This is a genomic window from Haloarcula sp. JP-L23 (assembly GCF_011602445.1).
Taxonomy (GTDB): domain Archaea; phylum Halobacteriota; class Halobacteria; order Halobacteriales; family Haloarculaceae; genus Haloarcula; species Haloarcula pellucida.
The window spans coordinates 968251-987826 of record NZ_CP050014.1 but is presented as its reverse complement, the minus strand read 5'-3'; the positions used below and the strand labels follow the sequence as shown (position 1 = coordinate 987826).

Below are 19576 nucleotides of genomic sequence, written 5' to 3'. Positions count from 1 at the left end.
GCACCCAGGTGATACATCCAGGTTCGTGACACGGTCGGCAACAACTGAGTATCAACTACCACAAAACGTCTTGATGAAGGCCTTATTGTCGATTATTGCCGAGACAGCCAGGAGTGAGCTGCTGGAGATTGATTACCAGTGGCGACGCGACCGATGGGACGATGGCAATATCCAGTCCTTCCTGCGCCATTACAACCGAAACGTCCACCTGAACCGGATCAACGCCGATAGCGATACCAGGGTCACGCCAAAGGCTCTAGATCAGGCCCGGCAATCTCGTCAACCGCTCTACTATGAAGCCTACGACCTCTATCGACTGTACGAACGGCTTCTGGCCCGAGACTTCGATGACGATGACGCTGGGCGGGTGCTGTTGGAATCCCTATCTGTCCCCGAAACGGCAACCCTATTTGAACTGGCCGTTATCTTTGAGCTTCTCAACGCTTTCTCGGAGCAGGCGGAGGTAACGTTACGATCGATCGAGCGTGGCAGCGACGCGATTGCAGTCATGGCTGACAGTAACTGGGAGTATCGAATCTATCACGACAACACTGGACGGCTACGCTTTCACGAACCGGTGCCGGAGAACAATTCCGTACAATATATTCGCCAGTCACGGCGGGCACTTGACCGACACCGGGATATCATGGATCACGATACCAGGCGGTCCCTCTATTCAGGCCGGCCCGACATCGTGATAGAGCGCTATCCGATGGACCAAGCAGATGGCCAACCAAATCATGTGATTCTGGGAGAGATCAAACATACCGAAAGTCGGTCCACTCTCTCCGACGGAATCTACGAACTCATGCGGTATTTTGAATTCGCTAAGCCAGACCCGGGGCACGGTGGTTGGGATAGCTCATCGTACCTGTTGGGACGAGACGATATCAGTCTCTCCGGATTCATCGTGTCAGACGGCGTCGCGTTCGAACCTGAAGTCTCTGAGGTCGCACTTCAGCATTTGGTATATTCGTGGCTCGGAGAGCTCTCTATTGACGACCTCTTCGTCTTCAACTGAGCGCCACCGGTGACAATCGTAGATTCGCACGTTCAGCGAGATCTGACGCCCCGACAGAAGAAGCTACTGTTGGTCTGGCCACCCAGTTTTCCATAGAGCATATGAAAGAATGAGACACTCGCTCTTTGACGTCATTAAGGACGTCAGCTTTGTCTAACACTCAGCAAAACCGGTGATGGAGACCGAGCGATAACCGACTCGCGCGCTGTATTCAGCACGATACACTGAACATCACTTAGTTCTGACAGGGGGCCAGCGGTCAGCTCGCATGTAGTTGAGCACACGATTCTCCTCCGATAACATTGAAATTACCCATATTGTGAATTCTTCAATGACACCCTAAAACGGAAGATACAAATTGGCGAGTTCAGAGGATAAGATCCTCGGGATCGACGTCGTTGCTTATGGGCTCTCAGTCTCCTGGAGGTAGCGGTCGCGGCGGTCCATCACGCCCGACATCGTTGAGGGTGCGATGTCCAGCTCTTCTTGGACGTCGCGGTAAGTCGCTCCGTCCTCCACCATGCGGATGGCCTCGACGACGTGCTCAAAACGGCCCTCTCGGTCCGGCACCCACCGTTCGCCAGCGTCATCGAACTGGAAGCCGATAGGCGGGCGGCCGTGGTCGTACCCATTCTCAATGCGCTCCTGGACGGCCTCGCGGGCGCGCTCAATCTCCTTCTTTTTCGCCTCGTGTTCGCTGGCGGCTTGGAGGACTTCGACGGCGGCCTGCACCGGGTCCGACAGGTCCAGTCGTCCCTCCTGGAAGGTGTGCGCCTCAACGTCGTGTTCGCGGAGATCGAGGACGAGGCGCATCGTCTCGTCGAAGTCCCGGGCGAGGCGACGCTTGTCGTTGACGATGACCGCTGCGATCCCTCCAGACTGCACGCGCTCCCGGACGCGCTGGTACTCCTCTCGGCTCTCGTCGAAGCCCGAGGAGTGTTCTCCGTCGTCGTAGATGGCTTCGAGCTTGAGGCCGTTCTCGTCGGCGTACGTGCGGATGTGGTGCTTCTGGCGGTCGATGGACGTGTCCGACTCCTGGGAGATTCGGGTGTAGCCAACGGCGCTACTCATCGACGATGGTCACCTCTAGGGTGCTCCCCGATTTCACCTTCCAGTCGAGGCGCTTCCCGTCCAGTTGCATCGCTTCGGCGACACCCTTCGGCACCGTGACCTTGTACTGCCCGTTCGATCCCTGACTGACGCGTGTCTTCGGCATCTCTGTATAGGCCTTATGTTAGTCCTATACTTAGTCCTAATCTATCTGTTCGTGTAACCCCGGTTTCTCGAACGTAGGGCGTCAAAGAACGGCACCGTGGATTTGTCGCTTGAAAATGAGGGTTAGCTGTCCAAGGACGGCGCATTCAATCAGACGAAAACTGCAGAAGATCGGGCGACGCTCCCTGTTTCATCGGCTCCGGCAACTGTCGTGTTATGTTGAGTTCTGAATCCTCCTGTAGGTAATAGAATGAGACAGGTGGTGAGAAGTCGTCTGTCCGCTGTGCTGGATTAATCGGTTGATCGAACTCGTGGACATGGTCCACTTCGATAGCATGTCCTTCTTCGGTGCCCTCGAAGTAGCTCATGAACCGGCTCCGGTCCGAAATACCGGAGTAATGTCCATACTCACGCCAGAGGTTCGCTGGGCTGTCCGAAATCACTTCATCCATCGTGAACGCACCAACGATACGCTGGACGGGAGAAGAAGCGTAGAGAAATATGGTATCCACCTCTTCCGGGTCACTGAATACAGTTTTTCGAAATTCGTATCTTTTTCCGCCAGACAGTATCTTCTCCGCAAATTCGGGTTTAATCGAGAGTAAAACGTTCATTGATCCCCCCTAGTTCACGGATGTACTTATAATCTCTATCTGATATCTCTGACATCACTTGTAGAGGAGCGGATAAAATCTCATTCTCCTTTAGTTCCTTAAAGCTGATTGGGTTCTCCAAGTCGAAGTGCCACCGGAACAGGAGTACTGTCGTTGGAGACTCGGCCATGTCTTGTAGTTCTTTGTCAGTGAACACAGATCGCTTCCCTACGATCCGTGCGATGCTGTCAGCGTTCGTGAGACCGTAGTGTACCTCCTCTAGTACACCGATAGAAGTGACTTCCATATGGTCACGAGACCGATAGAATAAGAGTAAATCTCCCGGCTCTAGCTTACGGTTCTTGGCATGTGATAGATACGCCTTCTTTATCGCGTTCCCTTCTGACTGGAATTCACCCGAGAATTCCGCCAGTGTCGTATCGCGTCCTGCATAGCCAGGGAACAGTTTGTTGTGGAACTGTGGCTGTACCGGAATCAAGTACTTATTGACCTGTTCGCCATCATAGAAGGACGGATAGAATCTTTTGCTCGTCTCCAGAGGTGTCGGGTCGTCACCTTGCCCAGGAGTGAGCCGCTTCAGGAATATTGACTCTCCGTCGATTTCTTTCGAGACTTCTTCGAAGCCATAAGTCTCTATGAGTTCGACCAACACATCTTCTCCAGATTCGACATAGTGGGTCAGATACATCTCCTCGTGGCTGCCGTTGATTGCTTCCCGAATAGCTAATGAAATCAGTAGCTCTCCAATCTTCGACCCCCACTTTCGCTCGGAGACCTTGAGTGTCGATATCTTCAGCCGACGGTTCCGACCTAATTCAGGGCGTGTGCCGATATTCTCTACCTCGTTCTTCTTCAGAATCAGTACTGCTCCAAGGGTATCATCCTGATTGTAGTTAACCCACGCAGTGCGGTCGGATATTGAGCGAGCCCATTCTATGAAATCGTAGTCACCCTCAAGTGAGTCAAATATCGGATCGTTCAAGTCGAGTTCGCCAACCGTGGTTCGTTTAATGGCCTCCGGCCCACGAATAGAAGGGTCAGTTGGTCTAAAGTAATCCCGGCCCCCCTCGATTGGGAAGACTCTGTCCTCGATGCCTAGGTCCAAGGCCTTGCTGTGAATTCCCTTGTCTTCCGTCATGAGGAAATCCACGTCGTCGACGTAAACTGAATAGAGTACTGCATTGTCCACTTTGTCATTGGTGCTCGTCGCCTCAGGAACTGCAGCGCGAAACTCGGCATCATCGTCGGACGGATAGCTAGGGAAGTCAAGCGTTGGATACGTCTCAATTCGTGATTCGTTCTGAAGCCGTCGCTCTTCGTTGTGGTCGTTCCGTATCTCCCGCTCTGATAGGGGATGAATGAGGATCTGATGACCTTGCTCTTTCAGTGACTTTTCGAGTTCTCGTAGGTCTTCCGGGACTACTTCGTCATTTTCGCGGTGTATGAATATGTTTGTGTCAAATAGAATGTCCATACCTACGAATCACCTTCATATATCAGTATGATATGTTCTTATACACAACAATAAATGGCGGGGTGCAATCACTTAGACAATAGTACGACTATAGCCGAGAGATCACTCTCCGACCGCCTCCTCAACGGTCTCGATTTCCTCGTCGGTCAGCCCGTACAGTTCATAGACAATTTCGTCGATGAGGTCGTCCGTGCGCTCAATTTTTGCCTCCAGTTCCTCGGCCCGCTCCTTCGTCTCGACGTAGCTCGCCAGCCCGTCACGCACGTCGTCGACGGCCGGGAGCGTGAGTTTGCGCAGACGATCGACTAGCGAGTTTGTCTTCGTCGCGGTCTCGCGGAAGCCTGCGAAGCCGCCAGCCTCGTCGACGGCGACGGGCACGAACGCCTCAATGAGGTCGGCCTCAGTCTCAGTGAGGTCCGTGATGCGCAGGGCCGGAAGCGAGTCCGTCTCAGTGTAACCCCATTGGTCCGTCTCGTGGGCATCTTCGTCGTCGGGTTTGTAGCGAGCGGTGAGTCGGATTTCGACAGTCGTCTCGGTCTCACGTACAACTCTGGCCTTTCCGACACGGAGGTTTGGCTTCTGCTCAGTGGTCTCTTGCAGAATGGAGTCTGCAGATTTGTCTGATGGCTGAGTCAACCCAATATTTGCTATCGTCATTCCCTCATCGTACGAGCCAAGATAGTCAGGCAGCCGAAGGTTCAGATCTTCATGGGTACTGTGGAGTTCAGAGTTCATTTCGGCCAGTTCAGAGAGAATATCGTGTACAACCCTCTCACACCATGAATCTACTGCTTCCTCGACTTCTGAAATGACGGATTCGCCAGCGACCGTTCCCTCAATAGCGGCCTTGGCATTGTCACATAATGAATTTACCAACTGCTGATCCGGTTCTGAATCGATATCCTCTATCTTCGCTATCGGGAGCTCGTTGATATGGCCGGGAACAACACTCAATTCATCGGAGAGGTTGATTCCGTAGAACCATTCTAAGAGTGATGAATTGACGATTGCCAGCGCATAGTATATGTCCTCGTAAACTTGGCACTCTGACGTTAAGTCAGGAATCCCAGCCCGATCTACATCGACAATCTTCTGAATATTTACACACGGAATTAGTGTAGAGAAACAGTAGTACTCGTTTTCGTCGGCAACGGCCATCAGACCCTCTCCGCTGATTTTTCGGAAGATGAGCTTCTCGCTCTCGAAGAGTTCCTCGAACATCGGGTTGTATAGGTCGTCTTTTTTGTAAATGATGTATTCAGACGGCTTTCGAAGTCGATATGGCTCGACGATATCCTGCCCGCGAACCATCGGATAAGTATCAGGGCCGTCCCCATCTTCGACAACGTATTTTTCCGTCTTTTCAGCGGTACCAGTCCGGAGTCCCCAGTTCGTATAGAATATGTCATCAAATCGAATGGACTTCTCCCGGACTTTCGAAGTTAGCTGCATATCCTCTACTGTCCGCGAGAGACGGAACGAGTGGTCGTCGTCAGAGACGACTGCATTACGTGGGAGCTCACTGCTGGTAACCGTGTTATTGGGACCCATTGAACGGATCTCAAGCGTCTCCAGCGTCTCGTCAGATTTCTTCAGGACTGGGATAAGGTTCGAAACAGTCGCGTCGGCGAAGACTTGCCTCTCCCTGAGATCAAGTATAGACCGTAGTTTAGTCTGCTCCAATATCTTGTCGCGAAGCGGTTCTCCGTAAGGGGTAGATGTGAACTTATCTGGAATAATATATGAGAAGGTGCCATCAGTCCGCGTGAGGTCTATCCCCAGTTCAGAGAAGACAACGTACAGATCGAATTTCATATGCGCAGTACTGTATGTCTCCCGGAGGTACTCGACGTAGGCATCAGGCAAGGTGTCACCATATATGCGAACATACGGTGGATTCCCGATTACGGCGTCGAACCCGGCCCCATCCAGTTTCTCCCCGTCTTCCCCGAAGAACACCTCAGGGAACTCCAGTTCCCAGTGGAAGAAGTCCTCGTCGTCGGCCATTGCTTGCGCCGTCGCGAACCAATCTTCGTCGCGGATCTCTTCCCAGTCGTCGCCGTTCTCGATAGCGCCGGCCATGTCCTCGTAGACGCCGCTGGGCACGTCCAGACCGAACTCCTCGGCGGTGTGGACGTTCGCAATCTCGAAGAGCCGCTGGTACAGTGGGTCGGCACGGATCTCATCGTACAGCTCCTCCATCGACTTGATGTCTTCGAGTTCTTCGTTGTCGATTGCCAGCAGGTCCTCCATGAGGCCCATGACGTGTTCAAGCGTCTGCTGGCGGGCTCGGGCGAACGCCTGTGTGAGGGTTAACTGGCCGCCGTTCTCCTCGGTGTCGTCGGACAGAACTTCGGTGATATCAGACCCGACAAGCGAGTTCCCGGCCTTGACATGGTGGTCGAGGAACGCCAGCGGCTTGTCGGCCGCCAGTGTCTCCAGCCACATCGAGAGCTTCCCTAGCTCGACAGCCATACCGTTGATGTCGACGCCGTAGATACATTCCTTCGCGATAGTCCGCCGAAGTTCCTGCTCGTCGTAGGATTGAATCTCCTGTTCGCGAACGACTTCCATCACCTGCTCGGTCAGATACCCTGTCGCGTTCGTCAGGAAGTGCGCCGACCCCATCGCAGGGTCGAGTATCTTCAACTCCAGGACCTCTTGCCAGAACCGACGAAAGTACGCGGTATCGCTGGGCTCCAGTCCGTCAGCTTCCAGCTCGGCTTTGATGTCATCCAGTAGCGGGTCGACGGTCTCCTCAACTATGTAGCTCACCACGTAGTCCGGCGTATAGTATGCACCCGTGGCCTTCCGCTCGCCGTCGTCGTTGACGACGTACAACTCGCCTTGCTCAACCGTCTCGACGGCTTCGGTGACACTCACCTCTGTCCCGGGCTTCCAGACCTGCCCACCATCTTCGGAGACCGCGGCGTAGGGCTCCGATGCGATACGGAACTCGTGTTCAAGCAGGCCCTCGTAGATGGTCCCGAGGTGGCGGGTATCTAGGTCGGCGTAGTCGGCCAATACTGGGTTCCCGCCCTCCCCCTCGGTCGTCCCGAGCCGGTGAATCACCTCTGCGAGGTACCGGTCGGCCACTTCGTTCTCCGCTAGAAACTCGTGGCTCTCGTTGTCGAAGAGTCCACCGTTGTAGGGCGGAATTCCCAGTGTCTCTTTCCCTTCGTCAACGAGCCCGAAAAGATCCTGTAGTTGTCCCCAAATCGGAGTGGCGTAGCCGCTGTAATCGTCGTACGAATCGCCCGAAGTGATGTCTTCGTGAATCTCCAGCCGTATCTGGTCTAAGCTAAAGTGCTCGTCAAACTCTGCCTGTGCGCTGGGGTCGTCAGGGTGAATCAGGCCACGCGACTCGGCGTAGAGGACGAACATCAACCGGTAGAGCAACACCAGCGACTGCTCTTTCAGCTCTTCCCGAGCATCTTCGTCGTCAGAGTCGATGTCGAGGTCATTAGTGTGGATAAACCCCTCGCCGAGCACCCGCAACGCTGTGAAGACGTTGTCCTGTAGATCCTCACCGAGTTCTTGGGCTGCCGTCTCCGATTCGTTCCAGACCGTATCAAGGAACGACGTTCCAGCTATCTCACGGAACGCTGCTGGTCGGAAGAACGCGTAGAAGTATTTGAATTGCTCTACGTCCCCGGATTCCAGCAGCTCGGGAAGATCGACTTCGTAGTAGACCTCGGTTGCGTAGTCTTTGGTCCCGTACAGCCGCCACTTCTTGCCGTCTGTGAGAATGCCCCATTTCAGCCGCTCCGGCGTGTGTTCCAGATAGTACTTGATCTGGTGGGAGGCGTCCCGATAAGACCGCTGTTCGTTGAACCGCTTGTTGAAGTCGGCATCCCACTGTTTCGCTTCCAGAACGGCCGATGCGAGACCGTACATCGCTTCGGTCTCGCCGTCACGCTTCCGCTTGGCCGCATCACGACGCTTCTCGTCCGATTCAAAGAGGAGACGGTCGTTGTATCCACCACTGTCGGGCAGCGTCGGCTCCGATAATGTGCCGAATCCAAGGATATCGAGCACATCGTCGATCCACGAATCGAGGAGTTCGTCCTCCTTGTAGGAGCTGACGAGTTCGCCTTCCAGGTCCCACAGGTGCTGAAGTGCCTCAAACGCTTCTTGGGCCTCGTCGTCACACTCCCATTCCTCGAGGTCGTCGATTCGTTCGTCGAGATAGTAGCCAGAAAAGAGGCTTGAATTGCGGTAGGGCGTTGAGCCGAGAGTTGCCTGACTCATTATGAAGTGGTAACTAGACAAATAGAGATGGTAATCAATCTAGGGGAATCTGTTGGTCTCTTCCCCCTCGGTTCAACTCGACCAACGGAGACCACCCTTCAGAAGCATCTTCAACCGTTGCTCGTAATGCTTGATTCACGCTGCTTCAGGACGCTCTATCTCCTGGTCTTGCTGGTCGTCAAGGCCGTGTCCTTGGGAGCAGGGAAATAACCCTTCTCAGCACTACTCGCAAGCGAAGATTTTAGCTGTTTGAGAGCGCTCATGCGCTGCTTCTCGCTGGTCGTAACAGACGAGGATCAAGAGCAGGGGTAAGCGGGATCAAAGCGCCCTTTGAGGGAGGTCTTCCCATGCTCTCCCACACCTACCAGAACGACCACCGCTTGAGGGCCCTCAGCTCCTGCTCGAATCCACGCTTGAGCGCTGCTTGAGGGCGCTCAACCCCTCAGATCCTGCTCGTGGCTGATCGACCATCGACTACCGCCCTCAAAGCGCCCTTTTCGCCTGCTCGTTCTATCGCTTGAACGCCTGCTTGAGGGCGTTCTACCGCTGCTTTTCGCTGGTCAGTATAGACAGGCCAGGAGAGCACCCCCGGAAGCGCCCTTCCATCCCCTGCTCTACCGCCATCTATCGCGGTCGTCACGCCAGCCTCGATTCCTCAAACTCACGGTTCACTACCTCCGCGGTGGGAGCGTTCAGGTAGGGCTCGACGGCGGAGAACGCCGACCAACCACCAACCTCCATCACCACTCTGGGGTTCATCCGTTCACGCACCAGGAGTGTCTGGGCGTAGTACCGTCGAAGGTCGTGACTCGACAGTTTCTGCCAGTCGGCGTCGTCCGTCTCCTCTGCGACTCGCTCGGCGGTCGCCTTGACCCGCCGCTGTACCGACCGCTCGCTCAGGTCGATGATTGGCCCGTCGCGGTCGATGTCTTCGACGTTGGCGTAGCGGAGTAGTTCACTCTCGACTTGCTCGGGAAGGTAAGCATCGCGGGGCTTCCCACCGCCCCCTTCGGTGTCCTTTCCTTGGGGAACGCGAAGCCGGGCGTGACCGTCAACGTGCTTGATGTGCTCAGGATGAATCTGCGGTATCTCGAAGGACCGAAGCCCGACTTCTCCCCCAAGTTGGATGATGAGAGAGTCCCGGTAGCTACCCGCGCTTTGCTTGAGGGTCTTGTACTCGTCCGGCGTTAGCCAGCAGCGATAGGAGTGATGATTCTGGTTTCGCTCGATGCGCATGTACGGTTGTTAATGAAAAGTCCGACATCATAAGCCACAGTTTGGGCCGGACTGGTCACCTATAGCCCGATATCGCAGGTTCCGTGTCGTAGTTCTTAATCAACTACGAAAAGAGAGTGGTCTCTCTTCAGCACGAATCGCATTGTTTAGAGATTTCGACTAAACATCAAACATTATCGGTCGTTCCAAGGTGCCATTCAGCCCAAATACAGAGTTTTTAATCAGATTTGCTCTACAAGTCTATTATTCTGTTGTTGTATTAGTTCAAAACCCGTATTGATCAAACGGGAAGTTTTCGACGATCGTGCTCGGATCTGTATCAGGTTCGCCAAGCAGTTCCAAGATCGTGATTGGGACGGTCGCGACACGAACGTCCTCCTCGATCTCTAACTGGGCCCCCAATTCATCGACCGTGTTGATCACATCACCGAGTTCATTGTTCACCCCCGATAGGAACGAGACATCATATTCCCCTTCAAGAAGTGATTCTCGGTGGTCATGGATCCGACTCTGATCATCGGAGGAGATGATATTATAAGTCCGCATCCGATTGGCCAAGTCGACGATCACTCGCCCGAATGCACTGTATAGGAGCTCGGTATCGGCATAGGATTGATCTCGATCAAATTTTGTTGTCATCGCCTCTCTGGCATTCCGGATCTGCTGGACCCCATGACCAGTGTCGGCGCCGCTTCCACCCTTTGCTTCCACAAGCCAGAATTTGACCGGATCCTCAAGCGAGTCAGGAAGACCAACGAATAGCAAATCGTCACTCAGGGGCCCGGAAACATCCATTTGGAGGACGCCTGGGATCCGCTGCCTGTGTGCCCGGTCATGCTGGACGTGTTCTGCCAGCGGGACAGGCAACCACGCATAATCTCCGAGCTCTCTTCGGAGCATGGTCCTGGCGAGTGCCATACCGCCAACCTCCCCGATTCGTTGCTTGATCGTTTGCGGATTGGCATGTTGAAGTTCCGTGACGGCATCGCCTTGGATGGCCGTCATCACCAACAGCAGCGTTTCCGTGTCGGTTACGTTGTATTGATCGATCCGCTCGGCACCAGTCTGGATCGCCTGTTGGTAGACTGTCCGTCGATTGGTCGTTGTAATGATGTCGTAGCCGGGGCTGTTGGGGTCATGCTCGTCGCTATACTGGATAACAATTGAATCCATCTCGTCAGAGCCGGTGAAGAAGTCAGGTTCGACAATTGGATCCACGTAGACTGCCCAAACGGATTCGCTTGAGAGATGATCCAGGGCAGCCCCACGTGTGGCACTGATCTCTTTGATGAGTTTCTGTGAGGCGCTGTAGTCACCGCTCGTGTATGTGTGGGCCTCTATACGGTTCGCGATTTTGGCCACTTGTTGGACTCGACCCGTGGCGGCCGTACTGACGCCGAATCCCATCTGGTACTCTTGAGACGCGTCTGAAGGTTTCTCAAGAGACTCCACAGGGAGCAAACCATCTTTGAACAGGCCGTTTGGGAGCCGGCCCATCGACACTGGCCGATATGTTTCGGAGAGGACGTTTCTGAAAAAGGAGATATGGGCAGAGTCAGCATTCGCGGGGGGCTCAGACCGGTGGGTGTACGACACTCGTTCCTTGAGCTGCTCCAGAAGAGAGTCCTCAACCGATTGGTCCAAGACTCGTTCCTCCGCGTCAGCGGTCCCTTGGTCACTAAAGAAGGTATCCAAGGCGGTTCCTTGTCTGCCTTCGCCGTAGATTCGCAGCTCAATCGGGGGGATCTCTTCGGTTGGGTCCTCAGAATTGTCGTAAAGCTCCACAAGACCGTTGACAAGTGGCCTGAGATCCCCGAGATTCGCGACGTTAACGGTCAGCTGGCGGTGTGGGTGGAGTTCGAATATTGGTCTGAATGTAAAGAGGAAGTCCTCAACCCGATCGACGAACGCTGACCGGAACCAACTGGGGGTGCGTGTTTCTTCCGTCTGCTCAGATGAGTGAACTGGCGCGTACTGTGCCCACAGCGAGTGACGTTCCAGTGGTTCAGCCCTGAGACATGAGCCTTCTCGGGGGCTCTTGTATGGGAGCAGGCCAGTCGGGTCGAGTTGGGCTGTGAACCGATCGTTTTCGAATCCCCCCGTCTTCCCGTTCGGTGCAAGATCGTCATCCCGCCAATCGGCAATTCGTAACCCGTACGCAAGCATCAGCGGGTGGAACGAGGTCAGCCAAACATACTGGCTATCTCCCTCGGTCTCGACGGTCCCAACACGTTGTAGTGACTGATACGTTTCTTCAGAATAGTCGTCGTGCTCCGGATTGAGATCACTAAACGCTTCGACAACCGCTCTGACCCGATCCTTCGTTTCGCTGTCCCAGGGGTCAACTGACGGGATCGTCCCCCGTGTATCGAAGTGTTCAAACAGCCGATCGTACGCTGCTTGGATGGGGTCCGGAAGCGCCGTCGCAAACTCACCCTTTACACCTGGTTGTAATGAATCGCCGCTTACAATGCGAGGATTAGGGCTGCCTGACTCAGTGATTTCGTGCTCAACCTGAATAACAGCCTGAAGAGCTGATTTTGTTGGCTGGAAGCGGACTCCCCGAGCACTTATGGTACTATCGTCCGGCTGGATCGTGATTTCATCCACAAGTTTGACGCTGTCGTCTTTCCCGACGTCACTGGTCGTGGCGATCGCGTCAAGAAAGAGTGGAAACACGACATCCTTAGAGTCGATGTCTGAGGACTCGTCGTAGAAAATCAGTTTCACGCCAACTGCATCCGACCCATCAGACTCGCCTGCCTCGCCGGCCTCCTCTGTTGCGGGGCTCTGCAAAACACATTCTAATCTCGTCTCGTCGTGCGGAACTTGCGCAAACAGGTCAGTCGGACGTGTTAGAGCCACATGCTGTCCGTCTTCCAAGATCGTCTGTTCTTTTTTGTCTCGGTCGTTGCGAGGTGGTGCCGGAACGAGCGATAGCACATCTGGACCATGGAAGACGAGTCCCTGTTCTTCGAAATCCACATCGAGTGTTACCTCAGCCGTCGCATCGAAACACCAGTCCGGAAGGACTGCGATATCGAAGCGACTTGTGGGATACCCTCTTGCGTCGTCCCGATCAACATAGACCTCAACACTGATGTACTGAGGCCGTTCATCGGGAAGCTCCACAGTCGCAGTCACAGCATCGCCTGAGACCGCATACGAAGGTGTCTCGTCAGAATGCTGGATTCTGACGTTGAATGGTTCTGATAGGTCTTTGTCAAACTCTAATGTTGCTTCGAGGGTTTCTTCCTCCGTTTTACAGAGCCCGCTCCATCGGAAATCGGCATCCGTGAGTGGAGATTCGTGTTGCTCAAAGATCCGAGAGTCCTCAGCAGAGCCGTCAACGCTCACTCCGTTAGGAACGGGATCTGTTACATCATCCGCGTCTTCTGAGTCCTCAGCGTCCGTATCTTCGCTTTCGCTTTCTGCTTCATCATCCTCATCGTCGTCCGATTCATCGGAATCTGCCTCCTCGTCGGAGCTTTGATCGGATTCGGATTGCTCCCGAACCTTCCGCCGGATCCGTTCGTTTTTCTCGATTTCGGCGAGACCAAATCCGCGCCAGTCACCTTCTACGAGGACTTCCTGGACGAAGTCCTCTCGATAATCTTCCCTGAGGTGTTCGAGACTGTTTGTTCCCCCGCGGAACGCGTCCCGAAGCCTGGTAGCGTGGTCGTGGGCATCAACGAATCTCCCGTAGAGCTTTTTAAACTTCCACACCTCCTCAGGTGACGTCTCGGGCTCGAGATCAAACCATGAGTCTGGAAGCGTATCCACATTGACCATCTGTGGGAGTTCGCCGAGGCGCCTTTGGAGGCTAGAGACGTCTTCATCATCCACTGCGGCTCGAATCGCTGCCACATCTGCGAGGAATGCAGAATCACCCGGTGAGCCCAGTTTGTTCTCGATCAGTCGCTCAGTCGCCGCTAGGACCGCTTGTTGTGGAATCGAATGGTCGGAGCGTGGTGTGAGAAGCGAAGCACGAATCGCGGAGAGATCAAGCGGACCACCCGTATCAGTCAGTCTGTTGGTCGGATTGTACGTGTCTAAATCAGATTGCGTATCCAAAATCAATAGAACAGAAATATCTTCGCCATTCTGCTCGCGTGCAACGAGGTTTCGCAGGGTCGTCCCAAAGCCCTGCAACCCGTCGATAGCTTCGTCGTCGTCCGGATATGTCGTGTCGGTATATATCCTCTGAACGTAGATCGTCGTACCGTCCTTCTCTACCGCCGCCACGTCGTTTGTCACGCTATCAATTGTAAGCGATCTGACGGTGCATACATCCTGCTCCCAAATGGCGTCCCGCATGAGCTTGGGATATTCTCCCTGATCGAATCGGGCTGCCAAAATCTGGCCACCTCGAACGCCAGAAGCTTCGAGGTATTCATCGAGTCGCTCCCACAGTACCGATTTAATGTGTCCTGACATTGATTGTGTCTCCGCTGTCGGATTCTTGCCGGATCAGGCCCATTCCTTCCAGCATCTCTCTGGCCGCCGCTTGTGATTCGCCCTTCAGTTTTATCCCTCGCGATGTGAGAAACGACCTGAAGTTCGAATAGCTGTAATCCTGTGCCCCATTGTTTTGCAGCTCGGTAAAGATCCGAGCGAACATGGCCAGAGATCCCTCATTGAGAACGAAAATTAGACCAGCCTTTTGCCGTTCTTCGATGAATGTCCGCTCATCGGATAAGCCTAATTGCCTCACCGCGGCCGGACCGAGACGGATTGCCGCTATTGTTGAGTCTTGAGTGCGGTAGTACTCATCCACGGTATCGAATACCAGCCATGCGGCATCGACTAAGCTCTCTGGCTCATCATCGTAATTTGAATCGGCAATCACTGAGGTTAGGTGTTTGATTGCAGCCTCGATCGGGCTGTCATCCTCACCGGTGTACTCCTCTGCTTGTGCATGGAGTCGTTCCTTGGCCTCGAGCATCGTGAACGGCCGATCATCTGGAGTTATACCCTGCTCATCCAGCGCATCATTGAGTAGACGAGTCACAGTCAACCGCATCCACGACTCATAGAGTTGGTCATACATCGATGGGACAATCGACGAACCTTCCCAGAGGTTCCGGAAGTCACGAGATTCCCCTGCGCGCTCAGTTCTGATACCAAACGGAAGCTCGTGAACGTGCGGACTCCAACCCGAATCACGGGTGTCAACACAGAACTCCTCCCACTCTGACTTGAGGTTTCTCGCAAGCTGCATATAGTACATCATACAGTAAAAACACACCAAGTCACGGAATGTGAGCAGCCACTGTGAACCTGTAACAGTCGGTATCGACGACCAGGCACGGACATCTCGCTGGAATGCGCTTGCTAGCTCTGGGAGATAACATCGACGAGGGGTCAGAGACGACCCCCCGGTCTCTGATTGATCGTCGCCAACCATATCTTCAATCTTATTGATGATAAATTCTTCAAATGTATTTGATGCAGAAACTTCGTCCAGTTTATCAACTAAGACGTTATGACTGTCAGAGTTAATCGTATCTTCTGGCGATTCGGTCACGAACATCTCGTACCATCGCCCCCACGCGCTTGATCCGGGCGGCAAAATATATTGTGCAACGGTCGGATCAAACGGGATAAGCGCTCGAGACGACGCCTTGTGTGTGTCTCTTGGTAGCTTGACATACTTATGATCCAGAACATCAAGGAGTTGTTCTCGATGGCCTTCGTCGGCCGGGCCTGATTCAGTACTCCGGATGTGATCTTCCAGATCTTCGAGTGAGTACGATGGATCCGCCCCAAGCACCTCAGCAATCACATCACTGAAAATGCTCTCTCGGCGACTCGCTCGAGGTGAACTGGGAAATAGTCCGCCTTGAATGACGCGGCTTGGAGTCTCCTCTTCAAAATACTCGTTATCAGACATCGTCATCACCTGCATATTCGACGGTGATTCCGCTCCCGAAATTTCTAGCAGTGATATTGAAAATGCGAGATCCGTTTCCGGCACGAATCTCGATTTCTGCATCCTTTTCAGTGAATCTTGAGATTTGAGATCTGATCAGCCGTACCCCCTCTGATCCCTCTAAATCGAGGGCATTTGGATTATACCCCTCAGACGTTAGCTCCATTAGGTAATAGAGCCGGAAGGTCAGGGGAATCTCGACTCCGTTGTCGAACTTAAACCAAAACGTCCCCGGGCGAGTCTCCTCGGTCGTGAGGATGGCTGATTCGTTCTCATCGGGGCCCGGATCGTCCCATTCTGCAAAAAAGTGGTACTCTGCAGAAGGGAGTCCGTCGTCTAGTTTGAGCCAATCGCTGTCCGTGCCTTGCCCACTCCACGCACGAAGCGCAGCAACGACCTTTTCGAAAGCCTCCTCGGTATATGTGCCGGCCTGGTCGCTTGTCGTTTGTTCGCGTTCATCAAGATATGCGATCGTCCCGACAAAGCGGCGAAATACCGGTTGATCGGACAGAACATCAATATCTTCCGTCCCGCGTAGATATCCCGCCCGGGCCCACGTTCTGGCAGCGTTTAATCGGCTCATCTCGTTCATTCCAGTCAGTGAATCATCTATGTTATCAATTGGTTGACCGCCAGTCAGTTCTAGCACCTTTTCATCGATCTCGTTCGACTGGGCAGCACAGGGATCTAATGTTGCGGCGTGGTTTTCGAGTTGTGCGTTTCCATAGATACCGTTCCAAATCAGCGGCATAGCAGGGTCGATATCATTATCCACGGCATCATGGGGAGTCGCGTCCGGCCCAGTCTCGTTGACTAATTGCTCAAGTGAATCGGGGATCAGCGCCTGCGCAATGTAGGCCAAAATATGACGTGGGTTGAGATACTGCCCATGGGTGAGACTTCTAGCAGCAACGAACGTTGCGAATCGTTTTCGGACCGTTTCGTCGGTGAACGCGGCCAAGTTGTGGATGAAGTATGGTGTGTCCGGTTCCCTGAGTGCTTCTGTCGGTGTGTCCGGCAGATCTTCGATACCCCGGAACGGAGAATCAGTCTCCTCACTGTCGTAATCAAATTGATCGATTATGTTCCGCAATAGCCCAGAGGCGAATTCCTCCGGATCATGACTAGTGGTGAAGATAGGTCGATAAGATAGATTCACGACCGTCACACCGTTTTCACCCGAATAGATCCCGTCAGAGTCCAGATTTCCAGGATCTCTGGCTGCTACAATCGCATCCCAGATTTCATCAAACTTGCCATCAGAATTGTATCCACTCTTTTCAAAGAAGTTAAGAGCAATCCCCAGATTCATCGCCAGACCACGCCGAGGCCCGTCTTCGGCTTCTATATCCTCAATAGCTGCCTCCAGAAATTCATTCAGATCATCAATTTTGCTTTGATTTCGACGCTTCGAAGCTGTTGCGTCCAGGTTGATGTGTTTCTCCTCCAACCACTCGGTGCCATTGTCAACGGCCTCCGTGAAAGCTCGGGCAAAGATCGCGCTTTTCCCATCGCCCGCACTTCCGGTGATTATGAATAACTCGCCATCAGGATTAGAGGTGGTAAAAAACTCTTCAGTAGCATCGTCTATTGTATCAGGAACATATAGCGCATCAGCGAAGTCACTCATCTCAAGGTCCCCGACTACGGTCCCGGTATTCCCAAATCGAAGACGCCGGACGTTTTCGTAGGCCTCGTCGATCGAGCTAAGTACCGTCATCGCAACACAGGGGAGCAATTCATTTTCATTTGGTGTCGAGGGATGACCCCGAGGGTATTAAATCACTGTGGTGACTCTGTCATGCAGATTTACCCGTCCGAAATCGACAATAGTACCGCTGTACTATAGTGATCCAAATTACTCCGAGCAACGTATGAGTAATCGGAAAGGACCTGCCGCGAACATTGAATGCAAACTACCGACTTTGGAGTGTATAAACTATTTTGTATCAATATGATAGGGGAATAGTTCAGGTCCATTGATATGCCCACTGTTAGGTTTGTTCTTAGACGTGTCCCTAAGGGGGACATCATCAAAACACACATAGGGCCCTCACACCCCACCCGGGGGTCTGTTGGTACCTCGCGCGACGAAGAAGGAGTGTATTTTACCGCGAATTAGCGGTGATTGACAGCGTTGCCACTATTCCAGCCATTTCAGTCGAGGAGTCGCCAAGCATCTGCAACGAACGCCTTCGTCTCAGTCGTGTCGATATAGTTGAGACCTGACTCGACTTCCTCCTCATAACGCACGTTTGCCATACGATAGCGTTCTGGCGGCATATCTGCGGAAATCCAGAGGTCGTATCCCTCCCGAAGCTGACGGCGGATATCATCGACGGTGCCGAAGTCCAACCGGAGTGGCCCACCCTCGCGGTCCTGTACGTCGACATCGTGCTTTGCTGCCCACGCGATGAAGGCACTCGTCGTCTTATCGACACCGCGCTCGGCCGCCTCCATTGCTTTCGCACCGGCTTCGGCAGCTCGCTTAGTCGCTTCTTTTGCCTCAGAGACCGCATCATGAACGAGGTCGGCAATATACTTCGAGCGCAGTGAGACACTGCCGTACTCGCGCTCAACCAGTTCAGGTATCTGGTCGAGTGCCCGGCGGACGCTTCCTGGATGACGGTCAGCTTCCTCTGCAATATCCTTCGGACTGACTTCTCCGCCATCAGTTACCAGTACATTGAGCGCGTCCCAAGCGGTCGGCGCAAGACCGTCGGTGATGTGCTTGATCACGACCGACTCCTGACGGTGCTTGATTCGAGTAAAATCTAATTTAATGATTGTCCGGTCGCGGTCGGACTCACTCTTCTCGAAGTAGGCATCCTCGACGTAGTTCGCGGCACCAGGGCGGACGGGCAGCCCGGCTTCCGCGAGGACGCTGAAGAGCGTCTCCTCCAACTCGACGGTCAACTGCTCGATGTCGGCCGCGCTCAGTTGCTCCTTCCAGAACGATTTCTGGTAGGACACCCCGACTTTCGGATGAGCGATGGACCGGTCACTATCGAGTGAAGCGGCTTCCTTCGCATAGTAGTGTTTCACCTCTTTGGGGAGTTGGTGTTCGGGGAACGCTTCTCGGACGCGGCGCGGTCCGAGCGTCGCGGTGTGATAGTACCCTGGCTGTTGTCGGCCGCGCTCGTCGCTGTCGTACTGCACAAGTTTTCGACGACCGACGCGGTCGTGTTCCAGCAGGTGGCCGAGCTGCGTAATGGGGCCGTCACGGGAATGGATCGGCCCGCTGGATTCCTTGTGAACCCGCACGTACCGTTCGGCATCAAGGATCGTCGAGAACTCGTGTAGCTCACGGAAGTATCCACTACTGATTCCGACAGCGCTCATCGCTTTCCGAATCAGTGGTTGGTACTCAGTAAATTCGATATTCGACCCTTGTACGTGGAAATTGACGCCCTCGCCAAGATCTTCGGGTATCGAAATCTCGTTCCCGTTCTTGCTTTGCATCCCCTGCCAGCGCGGGGCGATGTGCGCGTGAAAAGACCGCTCACCAATAGGGTCGTCGGCACTGCTTACGTGCAGGTCGAACTCGCGCATCTCCTCGAGCTGGAATGTAGTTCCGGTCGGTAACTGCGCGCCGGGATGGGCGAGTCCGGAGTCGCGGTAGGAGAGTGACACCAGCCACGTCTCCCCGTCGTACTCGAAAGTAGCCTGTTGGCTCCCGTCGCCATCCTTGATTCGTCGGTTGCACGCAAAGAACGGCGCGAGCCCCGCGCTACCGAAGAGGAAGTGTGCAGCGAACTCGTGGGGCGCGGTCTCGATTAGCTGCACCGCAGACCACTCCCTTGAACGATTGGCGGCTCAGTAGCAGATAGACC

The 19576-nt window shown here is 54.0% G+C and carries 11 protein-coding genes; 1 reads left to right on the top strand and 10 read right to left on the bottom strand.

The genetic code is table 11. From position 1 onward, the window contains the following. The first annotated feature begins 73 nt into the window (after positions 1–73). Entirely contained in the window at positions 74–1021 is a 948-nt protein-coding gene (locus G9465_RS04975) for a hypothetical protein (protein WP_166968095.1), read from the top strand. 402 nt (positions 1022–1423) lie between these two features. On the opposite strand, the gene G9465_RS04970 is transcribed toward G9465_RS04975, so the two are convergent. The 10 genes from G9465_RS04970 to G9465_RS04925 form a co-directional block, all read right to left on the bottom strand. After that, positions 1424–2092, bottom strand: a complete 669-nt coding sequence (locus G9465_RS04970) for a recombinase family protein (RefSeq protein ID WP_166968093.1) — start codon at positions 2090–2092, stop codon at positions 1424–1426. Further along, complete coding sequence (locus G9465_RS04965; protein WP_166968091.1) at positions 2085–2237, bottom strand: hypothetical protein; 153 nt, start codon at positions 2235–2237, stop codon at positions 2085–2087. Before G9465_RS04965 ends, G9465_RS04970 begins: the two co-directional genes overlap by 8 nt. Before the next feature lie 145 nt (positions 2238–2382). Then, positions 2383–2850 carry a hypothetical protein gene (locus G9465_RS04960; RefSeq protein WP_166968089.1) on the bottom strand — a complete coding sequence of 156 codons (468 nt, stop codon included), beginning with the start codon at positions 2848–2850 and terminating at the stop codon, positions 2383–2385. Next, positions 2828–4324, bottom strand: coding sequence for a hypothetical protein (locus G9465_RS04955; RefSeq protein WP_166968087.1), 1497 nt, complete (start codon positions 4322–4324; stop codon positions 2828–2830). The genes G9465_RS04960 and G9465_RS04955 overlap by 23 nt, the downstream gene beginning before the upstream one ends. A 102-nt stretch (positions 4325–4426) precedes the next feature. Beyond that, entirely contained in the window at positions 4427–8575 is a 4149-nt protein-coding gene (locus tag G9465_RS04950; protein ID WP_166968085.1) for an Eco57I restriction-modification methylase domain-containing protein, read from the bottom strand. A gap of 636 nt (positions 8576–9211) precedes the next feature. Continuing rightward, positions 9212–9811, bottom strand: a complete 600-nt coding sequence (locus G9465_RS04945; RefSeq protein ID WP_166968082.1) for a site-specific integrase — start codon at positions 9809–9811, stop codon at positions 9212–9214. A gap of 264 nt (positions 9812–10075) precedes the next feature. Continuing rightward, positions 10076–14248, bottom strand: coding sequence for a hypothetical protein (locus G9465_RS04940; RefSeq protein ID WP_166968080.1), 4173 nt, complete (start codon positions 14246–14248; stop codon positions 10076–10078). Beyond that, a complete protein-coding gene (dptG, locus tag G9465_RS04935) occupies positions 14232–15704 on the bottom strand; it encodes a DNA phosphorothioation-dependent restriction protein DptG (protein ID WP_166968078.1) in 1473 nt (490 codons plus the stop codon). The genes G9465_RS04940 and dptG overlap by 17 nt, the downstream gene beginning before the upstream one ends. Beyond that, a complete protein-coding gene (locus tag G9465_RS04930; protein WP_166968076.1) occupies positions 15697–17463 on the bottom strand; it encodes a hypothetical protein in 1767 nt (588 codons plus the stop codon). Before G9465_RS04930 ends, dptG begins: the two co-directional genes overlap by 8 nt. Before the next feature lie 437 nt (positions 17464–17900). Beyond that, positions 17901–19529, bottom strand: coding sequence for a MarR family transcriptional regulator (locus G9465_RS04925; RefSeq protein ID WP_227015721.1), 1629 nt, complete (start codon positions 19527–19529; stop codon positions 17901–17903). Positions 19530–19576 lie beyond the last annotated feature (47 nt).

What these genes read in the sequence shown, in the direction of transcription:
- G9465_RS04975 (WP_166968095.1), top strand. Translation starts at nt 74, where the DNA reads ATGAAGGCCTTATTGTCGATTATTGCCGAGACAGCCAGGAGTGAGCTG.
- G9465_RS04970 (WP_166968093.1), bottom strand. Translation starts at nt 2,092, where the DNA reads ATGAGTAGCGCCGTTGGCTACACCCGAATCTCCCAGGAGTCGGACACG.
- G9465_RS04965 (WP_166968091.1), bottom strand. Translation starts at nt 2,237, where the DNA reads ATGCCGAAGACACGCGTCAGTCAGGGATCGAACGGGCAGTACAAGGTC.
- G9465_RS04960 (WP_166968089.1), bottom strand. Translation starts at nt 2,850, where the DNA reads ATGAACGTTTTACTCTCGATTAAACCCGAATTTGCGGAGAAGATACTG.
- G9465_RS04955 (WP_166968087.1), bottom strand. Translation starts at nt 4,324, where the DNA reads ATGGACATTCTATTTGACACAAACATATTCATACACCGCGAAAATGAC.
- G9465_RS04950 (WP_166968085.1), bottom strand. Translation starts at nt 8,575, where the DNA reads ATGAGTCAGGCAACTCTCGGCTCAACGCCCTACCGCAATTCAAGCCTC.
- G9465_RS04945 (WP_166968082.1), bottom strand. Translation starts at nt 9,811, where the DNA reads ATGCGCATCGAGCGAAACCAGAATCATCACTCCTATCGCTGCTGGCTA.
- G9465_RS04940 (WP_166968080.1), bottom strand. Translation starts at nt 14,248, where the DNA reads ATGTCAGGACACATTAAATCGGTACTGTGGGAGCGACTCGATGAATAC.
- dptG (WP_166968078.1), bottom strand. Translation starts at nt 15,704, where the DNA reads ATGTCTGATAACGAGTATTTTGAAGAGGAGACTCCAAGCCGCGTCATT.
- G9465_RS04930 (WP_166968076.1), bottom strand. Translation starts at nt 17,463, where the DNA reads ATGACGGTACTTAGCTCGATCGACGAGGCCTACGAAAACGTCCGGCGT.